Origin of the sequence: Thermomonas sp. (assembly GCF_025993755.1) — a bacterium.
Taxonomy (GTDB): Bacteria; Pseudomonadota; Gammaproteobacteria; order Xanthomonadales; family Xanthomonadaceae; genus Thermomonas.
In genome coordinates this window covers 1-16873 of the sequence record NZ_JAMQHN010000028.1, presented here as the reverse complement: position 1 = coordinate 16873, position 16873 = coordinate 1, and the positions used below count along the sequence as shown (strand labels likewise).

11 protein-coding genes and 1 riboswitch are annotated in these 16873 nt (G+C 68.6%); of the genes, 4 read left to right on the top strand and 7 right to left on the bottom strand.

What is annotated here, in order from left to right; translation table 11 throughout:
• Nucleotides 1-98 precede the first annotated feature (98 nt).
• Nucleotides 99-3611 carry a hybrid sensor histidine kinase/response regulator gene (locus tag Q0X16_RS01990; RefSeq protein ID WP_297830088.1) on the bottom strand — a complete coding sequence of 1171 codons (3513 nt, stop codon included), beginning with the start codon at nt 3609-3611 and terminating at the stop codon, nt 99-101.
• A gap of 143 nt (nt 3612-3754) precedes the next feature.
• On the bottom strand, nt 3755-3991 hold the full coding sequence (locus tag Q0X16_RS01985) for a glutaredoxin family protein (RefSeq protein ID WP_297830086.1): 237 nt from the start codon (nt 3989-3991) through the stop codon (nt 3755-3757).
• A gap of 65 nt (nt 3992-4056) precedes the next feature.
• On the opposite strand from Q0X16_RS01985, the gene Q0X16_RS01980 reads away from it, so the two are divergent.
• A complete protein-coding gene (locus Q0X16_RS01980) occupies nt 4057-5454 on the top strand; it encodes an L-serine ammonia-lyase (RefSeq protein WP_297830084.1) in 1398 nt (465 codons plus the stop codon).
• Between the two features lie 90 nt (nt 5455-5544).
• Complete coding sequence (locus Q0X16_RS01975) at nt 5545-7734, top strand: EAL domain-containing protein (protein WP_297830082.1); 2190 nt, start codon at nt 5545-5547, stop codon at nt 7732-7734.
• 15 nt (nt 7735-7749) lie between these two features.
• On the opposite strand, the gene Q0X16_RS01970 is transcribed toward Q0X16_RS01975, so the two are convergent.
• Genes Q0X16_RS01970 through Q0X16_RS01960 form a run of 3 tightly spaced genes read right to left on the bottom strand, consistent with a single transcriptional unit; the run spans nt 7750 to nt 11146 of the window.
• Entirely contained in the window at nt 7750-8847 is a 1098-nt protein-coding gene (locus Q0X16_RS01970) for a homoserine dehydrogenase (RefSeq protein WP_297830081.1), read from the bottom strand.
• Nucleotides 8844-10064 (bottom strand): O-succinylhomoserine (thiol)-lyase, encoded by a 1221-nt coding sequence (locus Q0X16_RS01965; RefSeq protein ID WP_297830079.1) that lies wholly within the window; start codon nt 10062-10064, stop codon nt 8844-8846. Before Q0X16_RS01965 ends, Q0X16_RS01970 begins: the two co-directional genes overlap by 4 nt.
• Complete coding sequence (locus Q0X16_RS01960; RefSeq protein ID WP_297830077.1) at nt 10061-11146, bottom strand: homoserine O-succinyltransferase; 1086 nt, start codon at nt 11144-11146, stop codon at nt 10061-10063. Before Q0X16_RS01960 ends, Q0X16_RS01965 begins: the two co-directional genes overlap by 4 nt.
• Nucleotides 11147-11230: 84 nt before the next feature.
• A riboswitch (SAM riboswitch) is annotated at nt 11231-11351 on the bottom strand.
• A gap of 253 nt (nt 11352-11604) precedes the next feature.
• Here Q0X16_RS01960 and Q0X16_RS01955 point away from each other — a divergent pair.
• Nucleotides 11605-12411, top strand: coding sequence for a M23 family metallopeptidase (locus Q0X16_RS01955; protein WP_297830075.1), 807 nt, complete (start codon nt 11605-11607; stop codon nt 12409-12411).
• On the opposite strand, the gene Q0X16_RS01950 is transcribed toward Q0X16_RS01955, so the two are convergent.
• On the bottom strand, nt 12400-14862 hold the full coding sequence (locus tag Q0X16_RS01950) for a serine/threonine-protein kinase (RefSeq protein ID WP_297830073.1): 2463 nt from the start codon (nt 14860-14862) through the stop codon (nt 12400-12402). The two genes, Q0X16_RS01955 and Q0X16_RS01950, sit on opposite strands and share 12 nt — an antisense overlap.
• A gap of 57 nt (nt 14863-14919) precedes the next feature.
• Between Q0X16_RS01950 and Q0X16_RS01945 the strand changes: the two genes are divergently transcribed.
• Complete coding sequence (locus Q0X16_RS01945; protein ID WP_297830071.1) at nt 14920-16518, top strand: peptide chain release factor 3; 1599 nt, start codon at nt 14920-14922, stop codon at nt 16516-16518.
• Here the strand turns inward: Q0X16_RS01945 and Q0X16_RS01940 are convergent.
• Nucleotides 16519-16873, bottom strand: a 355-nt coding sequence (locus Q0X16_RS01940) for a CBS domain-containing protein (protein ID WP_297830069.1), incomplete at its 5' end; no start/stop codon positions are given. It abuts the gene before it with no gap.

Genomic DNA, 16873 nt, shown 5'->3' with positions numbered 1-16873 from the left:
TGTCCCACTACGGACGCGGGCATGCCACCCGCCCCCCCCCGGGGGGACAAACGGCCGCCGCATCGCCTTGCCTCCCCGCACTCCGCCGGATTCGCGCCTCAGCGTCGCACGATGGCTGCGATCGCAGCCGCCAGCTGTTCGCCGCCGACCGGCTTGCGCAGGAAGTCATCGAAGCCGGCGGCGCGGGCCTGCGCTTCCGCACCGGGATCCGAGCGGGCGGTGACGGCCAGCAGCGGCGCAGTGAAGCCCTGATCGCGCAGCACGCGCGCCAGCGTCAGGCCGTCCATGCCGGGCAGGTCCAGATCGAGCAGGGCGGCATCGAAACGGCCGGTGGCGACTTCCGTCAACGCCCCCAGCCCGTGACCGGCATGCACGACGGCATGCCCCTGCGCCCGCAGCAGGCCGGCGAGGGTTTCGGCCACGATCGGATCGTCCTCGACCAGCAGCAGCCGCAGCGACGCGCCGCTTGTTCCGGTCGCCGGCGCTGCAGCGGTTTCACTGGTCGGCGCGGATTCGCTGCCCACCGGCAGCGGAAGATCGACGATGAAGCGCGTGCCTTTGCCAACCTCGCTTTCGACCGAGATCCGCCCGCCCATCGCCGCCGCCAATTCCTGCGAGATCGCCAGCCCCAGCCCGCTGCCGCCGTAGCGCGTCGCGGTGCGCGCGCCTTCCGCCTGCTCGAAGCGGCGGAACAGGCGCTGGCGCTGCTCCTCGTTCAGCCCCGGACCGGTGTCGGAAACGACGAAGCGCACGCCCTGCGGCTGCAGCCCCGACGTTTCCACCGCGACATGGCCGGTGTCGGTGAACTTCACCGCATTTCCGACCAGGTTGAGCAGAATCTGCTGGACGCGGGTGCGGTCGCCATGGACGACCAGGGGCGCATCCGGTTCGACCTGTTCGACGAACGCCAGCCCCTTGCGCTCGGCCACCGGGGCCATCAGTCCGGCGATATCGTCCAGCAGCGGCCGCAGCACGAAATCGGCGTTGGCGAGTTGCAGCTTGCCGGCCTCGATCCGCGCCAGGTCCAGCGCATCGTTGACCAGGCGCAGCAAATGTTCCCCCGCGTGCCGGATTGCCGCCACATGGCTGCGCTGGCGCGGGTCCAGCGGCGTTGCCTGCAGCAACTCGGCCATGCCCAGCACCCCGGTCATCGGCGTGCGCACCTCATGGCCCAAGGTTGCGAGGAAACGCGACTTCGCCTCGGAGGCCTGCTCGGCCAACTCGCGCTTGTGCTCGGCCAGCTGCCACGCATTCCGGCGCTTCAATCGTTCGCGATAGGCCAGCGCCAGCCACCCCAGCGCCAGCAGGCCCAACAGCGCATACGCGGCGATCGCCCAGCCGCTGCGCCACCACGGCGGCAGCACCACGAAGGCCAATCGCTGCTCGGCGGCTACGTTGCCGGAGGCGTCCTGCGCCCGCACGCGGACGACGTAGCGCCCCGGCGTCAGCGCAGTGAACACGCGCTCGCCGCTGTTGCCCAGCGCCACCCAGCCGTGGTCGAACCCCTCCAGCCAGAACCAGTAGCGGTTGGCCAACGGGTCGTCGTAGGCCAGCAGCCGCGCACGAATGCGCAACTCGCGGTCGCTGGCCGCCAGCCGCATGTCGCTTCGCATCGGCAGATCCTGCCAATCGCCATTGCGACGCACGGCCATCGCATCGAAGCGCAGACGCGGTCGCACCGGAGCGGCATCCGCCATCCGGGTGTCGAACAGGCGCAGCCCGCCGTCGGCGGTCGCAGCCACCAGCACGCCGTCGTCGCGCAGCACCGCGGCGCGTTCAAGGTATTCCTCGCTGCTGGTCTCGTCTTGGGCGCCGGGATGCCGCAGGACGTTGTGCGCAGGATCCCATCGGTACAAGCCGCGCGAAGTGGTCAGCCAGACCCGATGCGCGCCATCCACCCGCAGCGCCGCCGCGGCCACGGCCGGCATGCCTCGGCGGGCATCGACCCGCGCGACAAGGCGCCAGTTGTCGCCATCGCGGCGGTACTCCTCCAACCCGGATAGACGCTGCAGCCACAGCCGGGTCCGACCGTCGAAAGCCAGCGCATAGGCGCGCGTCCCGCCCATGGCCGGCACCGGCATGAAGCGCCTGGTCGCCGGGTCGAAACGCAGGATGCCGGTAGCGCCGGCGATCCAGGGCTCTCCCGACGGCGCCAGCACCATCGATTCGATGTCGGCCTCGCCCAAGCCACTGGCCTCGCCCGCCGGAAGATCCAGCAGCACGCGGCCGGTCTCGGGATCGCGCTGCTGGACGCCTCCGCCGGGCGCCGCCAGCCACTGCGTACCGTCGCCGGCGTGCAGCAGCCAGGCGATCTGCCCCGCCGGAACCGGATCGGTCGCATCGTCTGAAGTCCATTCGTCGATCGCTCCGTCATGGCTGATCCGGATCAGCCCGTTGCGGTGCGCCAGCCACAGCCGGTGTCCGGGATCCTCGGCGATGGCCACCGGCTTGACGCTGTGCAGGCGTTCGAGGGCAGCATCGGGCAGCGAGGCAACCTGGCCGTCGGCGTCCATATGCTCGACCCGCCCGTCCATCCCTCCCATCCAGACGCCGCCATCCTCAGCCCGGCCCAAGGCACGGTACATCGCACCCTGCAGGCCGTCTTCGCGACCGCGCAGCTCGGCCAGCTGGCGCCAGTCCGAGCGCAGATAGCCCAGACCGCGACCCAGCACCGGCGTCCACAGCGCGGCACCACGCTCGCGCAACAAGGAGCCGATGGCGCGCGGAATATCGGCGCCGCCCAGCGCAACCGGCACCGGCGGCTGCTCCACTTCCTGATGCCACAAACCGCGCTGGCTGCCGATCCAGTGCTCGCCCGCTGGCAGACTCAGGATGGAGAGCATCGCGTTGGGGCGCTCGAACATCGGCGACCACGCCGGCCGCGTCCAGCCGTCGCCGCGACGCTGCCAGACGCCCTGCGATCCACCCACCCACAGACCGTCCTGCTGCCAGGTCAGGGAATAGACCAGTTGCTTGCCTTCTTCGTCGGGCAACGGAACGGCCACGAATCGCTCGCCGTCGAAACGCGCCAGCCCCGCCGTGGTGCCGGCCCACAGCACGCCCCTGGCATCGACCGCCAACGACAGCACGACATCGGAGGGCAAGCCGCCCTTCTCGCTGGTCCAGGTTCGCATCTGCCCTCCGGGCAGCACCCGCGTCACCCCGCCACCGAACGTGCCCAGCCAGACCGCTTCGCCCTGGCTCGCCATGGCCCAGACATCGTCGCTGGCCAGGGCGCGATGGCTGGCCATCCGGTAGTGGATGAAGCGGCGGCGGCCCGAATCCAGCACGCTGACGCCGGCGCCCTCCACCGCCACCCAGATCCGGTCGGACGCATCCACCAACAGGGCTTGCACGTTGTTGCCGGGCAGACCTTCGGGATGCTCCGGATCGTTGCGCCAGATCCGCATGCCGACGCCGTCGTAGCGCGCCAGCCCGTCGGCGGTGCCGATCCACAGATAGCCGTCGCGATCGTGCGCCAGCGCCTTGATGTCGGTCGACGGCAAGCCCTGCGGCGGCCCGACGATCCGGAATCGCGGGCGCTGGGGGACTCCCGCCAGCGCGCAGGCGCATAGCAGCCACAGGCACAACGCCACCAGGCCTCGACGCATCCCCCGCACCCTTCGGTCGACCGATTCGCCCCGCCCCATGCTGGCGGTGCCGTGGCGCAGATGCAAGCGCGATCTCCATGGCCGCAGAGAGTGTCTACTCCAGTCTCTGCGATGCCCCATGGAACGCGTGCCAACGCGTTTCCTCAGCCATCAGAAGCGCCGAGAAATGTCCGCACCGCGGCCGCGCTGAACGGCCAGTCCAGTTCGGCATCGCGCACGTCGTCGCGCAGCACCGGCACCCGCCGGCCATACCGGCCTTCCAGCTCCGGTACATCGTCAAGGAACACCGACTCGAACTCCGGCGCACGCGCCTTGGCCAGCTCGGCCAGCGCCAGATCGCACAGATGGCAATCGTCGCGTTGATACAGGATCAGGCCCATACGCCATCGTCCACGCCAGCGGCTCCAGCGACCTAGAATAGCTTGCTCGTTTCCGGACACCCCACATGGCCGTTTCCACTTTCGACCTCTACAAGATCGGCATTGGCCCGAGCTCTTCGCATACCGTCGGTCCGATGCGGGCGGCGGCGCGCTTCGTCACCCACTGGCTGGTGGAATCCGGCGCGCTGAATAACACGACGCGCATCCGCGCCGAAGTGTTCGGTTCGCTCGCGCTGACCGGACGCGGCCACGGCACCGACAAGGCGGTGCTGATGGGGCTGGAGGGCCATTGGCCCAATCGCATCGATCCGGACATCATCCCGGCCGCGCTGGAACGGATACGCGGCGACAAGGCCATCCGCCTGGGCGGCGAACGGACGATCGCCTTCGACGAGAAGCGCGACCTGGTCATGAACAAGCGCCAGAAACTGCCGTTCCACACCAACGGCATGCGCTTTTCCGCCTTCGACGCCGGCGGCAACGAGATCGCGACCCGCGACTACTACTCGGTCGGCGGCGGCTTCGTGGTCAACGCCGACGAAGCCGCGGAGGATCGGATCGTGGCCGACACCACGCCGTTGCCGCACCCGTTCAACAACGGCAAGGAACTTCTGGAACAGTGCCAGCGCAGCGGGCTGACGATCGCGAAGCTGATGCTGGAAAACGAGAAGGCCTGGCGCAGCGAGGAGGACATCCGCGCCGGGCTGCGCGAAATCTGGCAGGCGATGCAGGCCTGCGTGGCGCGCGGCATCAAGGCCAGCGGCACCCTGCCCGGCGGGCTGCACGTCGCCCGGCGTGCGCCGGCGCTGCACGCCGAACTTTCGGCGCGGCCGGAAGCGGCGATGCGCGATCCACTGACCGTGCTCGACTGGGTCAATCTGTACGCGCTCGCGGTCAACGAGGAAAACGCCGCCGGCGGTCGCGTGGTCACCGCGCCGACCAACGGCGCCGCCGGCATCCTGCCCGCCGTGCTGCACTACTACGAGCGCTTCTGCGCCAGCGAGAAGGACGCCGCCGCACGCGAGCAAGGCATCTTCATCTTCCTGCTGACCGCGGCCGCGGTCGGCATCCTGTACAAGGAAAACGCCTCGCTGTCGGGCGCCGAGGTCGGCTGCCAGGGCGAAGTCGGCGTGGCCTGCTCGATGGCCGCCGCCGGCCTGACCGCGGCCCTTGGCGGCACGCCCGGCCAGGTCGAGAACGCGGCCGAGATCGGCATGGAGCACAACCTCGGCCTGACCTGCGACCCGATCGGCGGGCTGGTGCAGATTCCCTGCATCGAGCGCAACGCCATGGGTTCGGTGAAGGCGATCAACGCCAGCCGGATGGCGCTGCGTGGCGATGGCAGCCACAAGGTCTCGCTGGACAAGGTCATCAAGACCATGCGCGATACCGGTCGCGACATGCAGGACAAGTACAAGGAAACCAGCCGCGGTGGACTGGCGGTCAACGTGATCGAATGCTGAAACCGGCCGCTTTCCCAGTCATTTGAAGGCCATCGCAGGCCGCGGCGGCGCAGTTGCCAAACCTGCCCCGAACCGGTCTAGACTGCCCCCATGCACGGAGCATTTCCGGGGATCCTCCGCTTCGCGCTGCTCACCGGCCTTTACTACGCCGGCGCGGCGGTCACCGTGTTGTTCCTGAGGACGCCGTCGGACGTGGTGCTGTTCTGGCCCGCGGCCGGCATCGGACTGGCCTTCGTCCTGCGCTACGGCCTGCGCTACGCATTCGCAGTACCGCTGGGCCAGCTGCTGCTGCACCTGACGTTCAATCCGGTGCCGACGCTGTTCATTCCCTATTCGCTCGGCGCCGACTTCATCGCCGTCGTGCTGGCCTGGTTGTACGTGCACAGCCGGAAAGCCCATCTGCAGTTCCGCATCCAGGACGGCCTGCTGCTGCTTCGCGGCGGCCTCGCGATGAGCCTGCTCAGCGCCGGCATCGGCACCCTGGGGATGCTGCACGCCGGCATGGTGCCGCCCGAGGCCATGCCGCGCGCCTTCCTGCAGTGGTCGCTGAGCAACCTGCTCGGCATCACGGCAACCACGCCGAATTTCCTTCTTTTGTTCGGCATGGGCAACCGCCTGTACAGGCCCGACGCAGGCAATGCGATCAGGATCCGCCTGCGTGAACGCGTGCTGTGGACAGCGCTCATGATCCTGGTTCTGGCGGGTGGCATCTGGTTGATTGACAAGGGCAGCATGTACCCGCTGGCGATCTCGGTGCTGCCGCTGGCCCTGCTGTTGTGGTCGGCGGCCCGTTTCCCGCCGCAGTTCACCGCGTTTTCCACCATGGGCGTGACGTTGTTGATGGCGCTCACCCTGGGCCTCGGGCTCTGGGGGCTGCCGCGCCCGGAAACGCTGCACGACACCTCGATGATGATGGGCTCGCTGGTGGTCAACTCGGTGATTCCGATGCTGATGGCGGTGGCTTTCCGGGAGCGCACCCTCGCGGCGGAGGCGCTGCGCATCCGCGCCACCCAGGATCCATTGACCGATCTGCTCAACCGATTCGCCTTCGAGGAGCGCGCGCGCGCGCGGCTGGCGAAGAATGAGCCGCACCTGTGTCTGGTGTACATCGATCTCGACAACTTCAAGATGATCAACGAATCCGCCAGCCACGCGGCCGGCGACGAGATGCTGCGCCATATCGCCGCTCTTGTTCGCGCGGAGTTCACCGACGACGACCTGATCGCACATTCCAGCGGGGATGAGTTCACCGTGCTCACCGCCGGCGATGCCCCCACGACCAGCGTGCGCTGCAATCGGCTGCTGGCTTCGATCGAGGCGACACGGGTGGCGTGGCAGGGGCAGAATCTGGGCACCAGCGCCAGCATCGGCATCGCCACCAGCCAGCCGCCCCACGTCGCCTACGACGAACTGCTTTCGCAGGCCGACACCGCCTGCCACGCAGCCAAGGAGCAGGGCGGCAACCGCCTGTTCCTGACCGAATCGAATGCGGAGAGCCTGGAGCTGCGTACCCGCCAGATGCGCAGCGCGCTGATCGCGCGCGAAGTTCTGGACGAGGGCCGCTTCGAGCTGTGGTGCCAGCCGATCATCAACCTGCACGCACCGCAGCCGGCGCAATCCCATTTCGAGCTGTTGATGCGCTGGCGCGACCGCGACGGCCAGGTGCGTCCGCCGGCGGAACTCATCGCGGCGGCAGAGCGCTACCAGCTCGGCCCACGGCTGGATCGCAGCATCCTCGGCAGCCTGCTGGCCTGGGTGGAACAACACCCCGAAGCCGCGACCGGAATCCAGCAGTGCAACCTCAACCTCGGCGCCGCCACCCTGGCGGACGAGGACTTCGGCAACTACCTCGCGCACCGTCTGCGCCGCAGCGCGCTGCGCGCCGACCAGGTTTGCGTGGAGATCACCGAAACCAGCGTGGTGCGCGACATGACCCGCACCCGCCGCTTCATCGCCCAGATGCGCGACCTCGGCTGCCGCTTCGCGCTCGACGATTTCGGCACCGGATTCTGCTCTTTCAGCTATCTGCGCAACCTCCAAGTGGACTACCTGAAGATCGACGGCAGCTTCGTGCGCGGCATCGATCAGCCCGGCCTGTCCGAGGCGGTGGTTCGGTCGATCACCGAAATCGCCCACCTGCTCGACATGCGCGCGGTCGGCGAGCAGGTGGAAACCGAGCAGCAACTCGACCTGTTGCGCGGAATCGGGGTGGACTACGCGCAAGGGTATTACTTCCAGCGCCCGCAGCCGATCGCCGAATTCTTCGCGGTCACCGCCTGAGCCAGCCTTCCGCGCTCAGTCGCGCGCACGCGCGGCCTGGATCGCCAGCGCGTCGTCCAGAAGCGCGGCGGCCGTCACCTCGGCGCCCGCACCCGGTCCCTGCACGACCAGCGGCTGTTCGGCATAGCGATCGGACCAGATCGCCACCCGGTTGTCGGCACCGCCGCCGCCCACCAGGGGATGGTCGGCCGGCAGTGCTTCCAAACCAACCGTCGCCAGACCGCCGTTCTGCAAGCGTCCGACGAAGCGCAGCTTCTCGCAGTTCTTGTAGGCTGTCGCGTAACGCTCGCGCAGCGGCGCATCGAGCACCGGCAGGGCGGCGTCCACGGCATCCCGAGGCAGCGCGAACAGCTCGGGCGGCAGCAGCGGTTCGACCTGTACCGCCTCCGATTCCAGCAGGTAGCCTGAAGCGCGTGCGAGGATCAGCAATTTCCGTCGCACGTCCTCGCCGGACAGGTCCTCGCGCGGATCCGGCTCGGTATAACCGGCCGCCCTGGCCTGGCGCACGAAGCCGGAAAACGGACGCAGGCCGTCGTAGGCGTTGAACAGCCAGGCCAGCGAGCCGGACAGCACTCCGGCAATCGAATGGATGCGGTCGCCGCCCGCCTGCAGCCGGCGGATGACGTGCAGCAGCGGCAATCCGGCGCCGACCGTCGCGCTGTCGCCATACTCGGTATCGCCCGCGCGTTTTGCCGCCTGGATCGCCTTCCAGTGCGCCAGCGATGTGCCTTGTCCGAGCTTGCAGGCCGTCACCACATGGATGCCGCACGCCAGCCAGTGCGCATGGCGTTCGGCCACCTGTCCGGAGGCGGTGGCATCGATCACGATCCGGGTGCCGACTCCCGCCAACGCCACATCGACCGCCTCCAGCGCGGCCTGCTGTGGCGGATTCTGCAGCAGCACATCGCCCGACAGGCCCGCAATTCCATCCGGATCGGCCAGCGCGAAGCGCGAATTGGCGGCATGCACCAGACGCAACCGCTCGCCCAGCGGCGTGCCCTGCCAGCGCGCCAATCGCGCCCAGGCAGCACTGCCGACAGTGCCGGTGCCGAGCAGGGCCACCCGCGCCGGCGCCTGGCGATCGCGGCACAAGGTCGCCACCCGCGCGCTCACGCCGGACACCGCGACTCGGTGAGTACCGCCGCCTGCGCACGCGCCAGCGCAGCGCGCAGGTCGGCAACGAGATCGTCCGCGTGTTCGATGCCGATCGAAAGCCGCAGCAAGCCGTCGGGAATCCCGGCCTGCGCCCGCGCCTCGGGCGTCATCGCCGCGTGCGTCATCGTCGCCGGATGCGCGACCAGGCTTTCGACACCCCCCAACGATTCGGCCAGGGTGAAATAGCGCAGGCCATCGACGAACGCGCGCACCGCCGCTTCGCCGCCCTCCAGTTCCAGGCTCAGCATCGCCCCGAAGCCATGCTGCTGGCGTGCGGCCAGCGCATGGCCGGGATGCGACAGCAGCCCCGGGTAGTGGACCGCACGCACGGCCGGATGCCCTTCAAGCAACTCCGCGATCACCGCCGCGTTTTCCTGATGCACGCGCAGCCGCGCATCCAGCGTGCGCAGGCCGCGCAGGGTCAGGAAGCTGTCGAACGGCGCGCCGGTCAGCCCGAGGCAGTTCGCCCACCACGCCAGCTGCTCGTGCAGCGCGGCATCGCGCGCGATCACCGCGCCTCCGACCACGTCGCTGTGGCCGTTGATGTACTTGGTGGTCGAATGCACCACGAGATCGGCGCCGAAATCGGCGATCGGCCGCTGCAGCGCCGGCGACAGGAAGGTGTTGTCGACCGCGACCAGCGCGCCGGCGGCGTGCGCCGCGTCGATGACGTGGCGCAGATCGGTGATGCGCAGCAGCGGATTGGAGGGCGTCTCCACCCAGACCAGCTTGGGCGCGCTTTGCAGCCCCTCGGCCAGCGATGCGGCATCGGTCAGGTCGCAGGTGATTTTCCCGAAGGCGCCCTTGCCGGACAGCGCGTTGAACAGCCGCCAGCTGCCGCCATAGCAATAGTGCGGCACCAGCACGCGCTCGCCGGGCGCGAGCAGGGCGTTGACCACCACCGCAATCGCGCCCATGCCGGTGGCCGTCACGACGCCGCCGACGCCGCCTTCGAGTTCCGCCAGCGCCTCGCCCAGCAGATCGCGGGTCGGGTTGCCGCTGCGGGTGTAGTCGTACTCTCGCTTGCGGCTGAAGCCTTCGAAACTGAAATTCGACGACAGCACCAGCGGCGGCGCGACGGCGCCAAAGGCGGTGTCGCGGTCGATGCCGGCGCGTACCGCACGCGTGACGGCGCGACCGTCCGGCCTGGAAATAGAATCCCCACCTGCGCTCATGCCACGTCTCCCGAATGCGCGCGCGTTCGCGCAACGAACTGGAATTTCCCGCCGGAACCGAACAGTTCCGTCGCCAGCAGCGCATCGACGCGATCGGTTTCCTTCAGGAACGCGTCATGCCCGTACGGCGAGCGCAGCACGCGCAGCCGCCCGCGCGTGCCCAGTCCTTCGATCAGCGCCACGGCGTCCGACATCGGCACCAGCCGGTCGCCCTCGACCGCGACCACCGTCGTCGGCACGCAAACCCCGGCCGGATCCACCCGGTGCAGGTCGATCGATTCCGACAGTCGCAGCCATGCCGTTTCCCCCACCCGCGCAACGAACTTCGCACCGGCGGCATCGAGATAATCCTCGGCCGCCACCCGCACATGCCCGTTGCAGATTTCCGGCGGCGCATCGAAGCGTTCGCCGAATTCCTCGGGCGTGCGATAGCTGAGCATGGCGAACTGGCGCGCCAGCGACAGCCCCTGGGCGTCGGCGCACTGCAGCCTGCCCAGCGCCACCGCCTTGCGTTGCAGCGCGCGCCACGCGGCCGCGTAGGGATGCGCCCGATGCGTGCCGCTGACCGCGACCAGCCGGCGCAAGCGCGATGGATGGCGCGCCGCGAACTGCAGGCCCACCAGCGCGCCATAGGAATAGCCAACCCAGCTGGCCAGCGCCTCGATGCCGAGCGCATCGAGCAGCAACGCAACCGCATCGGCCTGGTCGGCGGTATCGATCGGCGCATCGATGCCGCCATCGGCGCCGACGTAATCGAAGGCCAGCACGCGCAGCCGCGACGGATCCAGCGTGCGTCCCGGATCCAGCAGGCCTTGCGCCCAGCCCGGTTCGGATTCGAGCGGATTGGCGGCGACATGGCGATGGGCCGAAATGCCGCCGGCGACGAATACCACCGGCGCCTCTTCCGGCCCGACGAGTTCATAGTTCAGGCGCAGGCGCCTGGCACCGGCATGGCGCGTCGCGAGCACGGCATCGACACCGCCACGGCGCACCGGCACTTCGGAAATCCGCACCGGACGCATCCCAGCCTCGGCCCGGGGAAGGGGATGGCTGCGGTCTGGGATGCGTTCGGCAAGGGTCACGGCAATGCTCCGGTGCGGAAGGTTCCAGCAAGACCGAAGCAACCGGGGAATCGAAGCGGGAGCCAGGCGTTGCGGAAACGCCCGCACCCATCTTCCGGAAGACCCGACGGTCACCGCAGGATTTGGCACCTTGACGACGATCTGCGATCGCCCTCCGGTTGCCCCGGCTTCAAAGGGCCTGTCCCTCTGCCGATCTTGATGGATTCGGCCAGTGTGCATGTGCTCTTTTCATTTGTCAATCGCTTTATCCGTATGAAGCGATGTTATTTATATCTCCCCTTCAAGTGCAGCCACGCAAAGACATTTGGACGCGGATTGACGCGGATGAACGCGGATCCATCCTTCGAATCGGCTTTCATCAGCGTTCATCCGCTCTGATCCGCGTCAAAAATAATTCCCGCTCGTCCTGCGTACTCCGCCACCGAACCGCGCCCGCAGGCTGCGGCATACTGCTCGCCATGCGTCTTCCCGCCGCCCTGCCGGGTTTGTTGCTGTGCGCCGCGCTGCCCGCGTTCGCGCAGGACGCGCCCACCACAGCCGTCCAGCGCGACGCCGTGGCGCGGCTGCGGATCGTGCCCATCGACGGCAGCTTCGAAGCCTGGGCGGACAACCTGTTGCCCGGTCCGGTCGAAGTGCGCCTTGACGTCGAAGGCGGGGCGCGGCCGCAGGCCTTGCCCGCCCTGCCGGCGCGCGCCAGCATTCCTGCCGGTGGCAGCGTCCTGCTGGCCCGGCTGCGACCGCCGCCGGCCCGCGAAGGCCGGATGCAGCTGCGGCTCGGTGGCGTGCCCGGCAGCAGCAACGCCAAGCCGCGCGACGTGCCGTACCTGACGCCGCTGCGGCAATCGAGCATCCGCATCGACCAGGGCTTCGATGGCGCCTTCAGCCACGCCGACGACGAAAACCGCTACGCGCTGGATTTCGCCGCCGCGGTCGGCACCCCGGTGCTGGCGGCGCGCGCCGGCACCGTGCTGCAGGTCGAAACCGGCTATCGCGGCAACGGCCTCGACTACGCCCGCGACGCGACGCGCGCCAACTTCATCCGCATCCTGCACGACGACGGCAGCATGGCGCTGTACGGGCACCTCGCACCGGACGGCGCGCAGGTCGTCTCCGGCCAGCGGGTCGAAGTCGGCCAGCGCATCGGCAGTTCCGGCAACACCGGCTACAGCAACGCGCCGCACCTGCACTTCGTGGTGCAGGTCAATCGCGGCGGGAAGCTGGTATCGATTCCGTTCCGGATGCAGGGCGTGCCGTCATCGCGCTGATGCCGCCGCGCCTGCCGGTTGCTCCGGATAGGCGCGATCCAGTTCCGCCGTCTGCGCGCGCATCCCGAGGCGCGTATAGGTTTCCACCAGCAGCCGCGCCGCCGCGAGCGTGCTCGGATGATTGGGACGCTGGGCTTTCAAGGTGGCGAAGGACGGCTCCAGCTTCGCGCGCGCGGCTTGCAGATCGCCCAGCGCGAGATCGGCGCGCGCCGCGTTGGCAACGATGGCCGGATAATTCGGATGATCCGTCCCCATCGCTTCCGGCGCCAATGCCAGAGTCTCACGCCAGACCTCACGCGCCTCGCGTACGCGCCCCGACTCCAGCAGCGCCTGCGCCTTGACGTTGCGCACGGCCACCGTATCCCGGTTCGGCGTGCCGTGTTCGAGCGCGATCGTTTCATCGGCCAAGGCGATCGCATCGTCATAGCGCCCCAGCTTTTCCAGCGCCGACGTCAGCATGACGCGCACCACCAGCGCTTCCTTGCCGTCGCCCTCGCCGCGCTGCTTGAAGCCCGCCAGCGCCTCACGCAGCAAGGGCTCCGCCTCGGCGGCGCGGCCCAGCGTGTTGTAGGCCGCCGCCAGTTGCGCCGCAGCGCCCAAGGTCAACGGATGGTCGGGGCCGTAGCGCCTGGCGCGCTTCGCGTAAACCTCGGCGTACAGCACGACCGCTTCCTGCAGCCGCCCCTGACGATGCAGGTTTTGCCCCAGCGCCTTCTTGGTGTACAGGGTTTGAGGATGATCCGGCCCCAGCCGCCTCGTTTCGTCCGCCAGCACTTGCCGGAGCAACCCTTCCGCCTCGGGGAACTTGCTGGAATTGTTCAGGGTATAGGCAAGGTTGTAGCGGACCGAATCGGTCAACGACGCATCGACGTCGATGCGCGCCAGGTCAGGGTCGGCCAGAATCCGGCGGTCCAGCGCGATGGCACCATCGACATCGCCGGTCGCCTCCATGGCCTGCGCGCGCATGATGCCGGCCTTGATCGCGAGTTCCCGCGCCCAGTCGGCGTCGATGCCCTGCAGCTGCCGCTCCAGGGTCTGCGCCTGTTCCAGTGCAAGATCCGGCTTCCCGACACGGTAGAAGTCCTCCGATCGCGCCAGCCGCACCATCAGCGCTTCCTTGCTGCGCTCGCCGAAGGCGCCGCCCAGCCACAGCTGCGCGTCATCGAGCAGTTTCTGCGCGCGTGCGCTTTCACCCAACCCACTCCACGTCCTGGCCAGCAGCAGCGCCACCTGGCCATCGACGCGCAGCGAAGCGGTCGGGCCACCCAGCGTCGTCTCGGCGCGCTCCAGCACTTCCCGCAGCGGCATGTCCGGTGAACCGCCCTGATCCGGATCCGCCTCGGTCAGCATGTTCTCGACGAAGGCATTGACCGCCGCAAGCTCGTTCGCGCGCGCGCGCGACTCGACCAACGCCTGCTGCGCACGCCGCGCCGACAGCGCGCTGACGACCGTGGCCGCCAGCAGAGAGACGAAGATCGCCGCCACGGCCGCGCTCAAGGCGCGATTGCGTCGAATGAAACGCCCGCTGCGATAGGTCCAGGTCGGCGCCCTGGCCTTGATCGGACGCGATGCCAGCACCGCGTCCAGATCGTCGGCGAAGGCCGCCGCCGTCGCGTAGCGCTGCGACGGCTCCGAGGCCAGCGCCTTCATGACGACCAGGCTCAGGTCGCCGCGCGTGGCTCGGTTCACCCGCCCCAGAGGCGTGGGTTCTTCGCGGCGCACGATCATCAACGCCTCGATCAACGAAGACGTCGACAGACCCGGGTGCGGCAGCCGGCCCGCCAGGATCTCGTAGCCGATCGCACCCAGCGCGTAGACGTCGCTGCGCGCATCGGCCTCGCCCGATCGACCTTCGAGCTGTTCCGGCGCCATGTACGGCAGCGAACCCATGACCTGTCCGGCGCGGGTCATCCCGGCCTCGGCCTCGTCCTGCAGGCGGGCGATGCCGAAATCCAGGATCTTCGGCTGGCCGCTGGCATCGACCAGGATGTTCGACGGCTTGAGATCGCGATGGATGATCCCGCGCCGATGCGCGCAATCCACCGCCTGCGCCAGCTTGACCAGCAGTGCGATGCGCGCGCGCAGATCCGGCTGCTCGCGTTCAAGATAACCGCGCAGGTCGGGGCCGCGGACATACTCCAGCGCGAACCACGGCGACGGCAGGCCGCCCACGGTCTCTTCGCCGGCGGCATACAGGCGCACGATGCCGGGGTGCTCGAGCTGGCCGAGGATGGTGACCTCGCGGCGGAAGCGCTCCAGCGCCCCGGATGAAATCCCGCGCACCACCTTGATCGCCACCTCGCGCGCCGGATGGGTTTCGCGCGCGAGGTACACCCGCCCCATCGCGCCTTCGCCCAGCAATCCGACCACGCGATAGGGGCCGATGGTTTCCGGCAGCCCTACGGCAACCTGTGCCGCCTCGTCGAGGGCGTGGGTGGGATCGTCGTGCATCGCTCTCGTCGCCGTTCGCGGTCCCGACCATCCTGCCCGCGCCGGTATAATTCCGCAATGTCAGACATCGCTTCCGAAGCCGCGCGCCGCCGCACCTTCGCCATCATCTCCCACCCCGACGCCGGCAAGACCACGCTGACCGAAAAGCTCTTGCTGTTCGGGGGCGCGATCCAGATGGCCGGCTCGGTGAAGGGCCGCAAGGCCGCGCGCCACGCCACCTCCGACTGGATGGCGCTGGAGAAGGAGCGCGGCATCTCGGTCACCAGTTCGGTGATGCAGTTCCCCTACGAGGGCCGCATCGTCAACCTGCTGGACACCCCCGGCCACGCCGACTTCGGCGAGGACACCTACCGCGTGCTCACCGCGGTGGATTCCGCGCTGATGGTGATCGACGTCGCCAAGGGCGTGGAAGAACGCACCATCAAGCTGATGGAGGTCTGCCGCCTGCGCGACACCCCGATCATGACCTTCGTCAACAAGCTCGACCGCGAGGGCAAGGACCCCATCGAGCTGCTGGACGAAATCGAATCGGTGCTGGGCATCCAGTGCGCGCCCGTCACCTGGCCCATCGGCATGGGCAAGCGGCTGAAGGGCGTGGTGCACCTGGTGTCCGGCGAGGTGCATCTGTACGAACCGGGGCGCAATTTCACCCGCCAGGATTCCACCATCTTCCCGTCGCTGGACGACCCAGGCGTGGCCGCCGCCGTCGGCACCGAACTGCTGGCCGAAGTGCGCGAGCAGCTGGAGCTGGTGCAGGGCGCCTCGCACCCGTTCGACCAGGCCGAATATCTGGCCGGCAAGCAATCGCCGGTCTTCTTCGGCTCCGGCGTCAACAACTTCGGCGTGCAGCCGCTGCTGGATTTCTTCGTCGAACATGCGCCGCCGCCACGCGCACGCGCCACCACCACGCGCGACGTGGCCGCCAGCGAAGGCAAGCTGACCGGCTTCGTGTTCAAGATCCAGGCCAACATGGACCCGATGCACCGCGACCGCGTGGCCTTCATGCGCGTGTGTTCGGGCAAGTTCGAAGCCGGCATGAAAGCCTTCCATGTGCGCAGCGGCAAGGAGGTCAAGCTCGCCAACGCACTGACCTTCATGGCCAGTGACCGCGAGATCGCCGAGAGCGCCTATCCGGGCGACGTGATCGGCATCCACAACCACGGCACGATTTCCATCGGCGACACCTTCAGCGAAGGCGAGAAGCTCACCTTCACCGGCATTCCCAGTTTCGCGCCGGAACTGTTCCGCCGCGCCCGCCTGCGCGATCCGCTGAAGCTCAAGCAGCTGCAGAAGGGCCTGGCGCAGCTGAGCGAGGAAGGCGCCACCCAATTCTTCAAGCCGCTGCTGAGCAACGACCTGATCCTCGGCGCGGTCGGCGTGCTGCAGTTCGACGTGGCCGCCTACCGGCTCAAGGACGAGTACGGCGTCGAAGCCATCTTCGAGCCGGTGCAGGTGGCCACCGCACGCTGGATTCACTGCAGTGACGCCAAGAAACTGGAAGAGTTCCGCGACAAGAATGCGCTGAACCTGGCGCTGGATGCCGCCGGCGAACTGGTCTACCTGGCCCCCAGCCGGGTCAACCTGCAACTGGCGCAGGAACGCGCGCCGGCGGTGGAATTCCACGCCACCCGGGAAATCGCGCAGTCGGCGGCCTAGTTACGAGACGATATACCGCTGCAACTGGTCGATGTCCTGCCGCTGCATCTCGATCACGGCCTTGACCAGATCGCCGATCGACAGCACGCCCACGACCTGATCTCCGTCCAGCACCGGCAGGTGGCGGATGCGGCTGTTGGTGACCAGTTCCATGCAGTGCTCGGTGCTGTCGGAAGGAGCCACCGTGACGACCTGCGCGGTCATGATGTCGCGCACCGGCGTGTCCTTCGACGAACGGCCCTGCAGCACCACCTTGCGCGCGTAGTCGCGCTCGGAAACGATGCCGGCAAGGCGCGGGCCCTCCATCACCAGCAGCGCGCCGACCCGGCGCTCGGCCATCAACCGGATCGCGTCG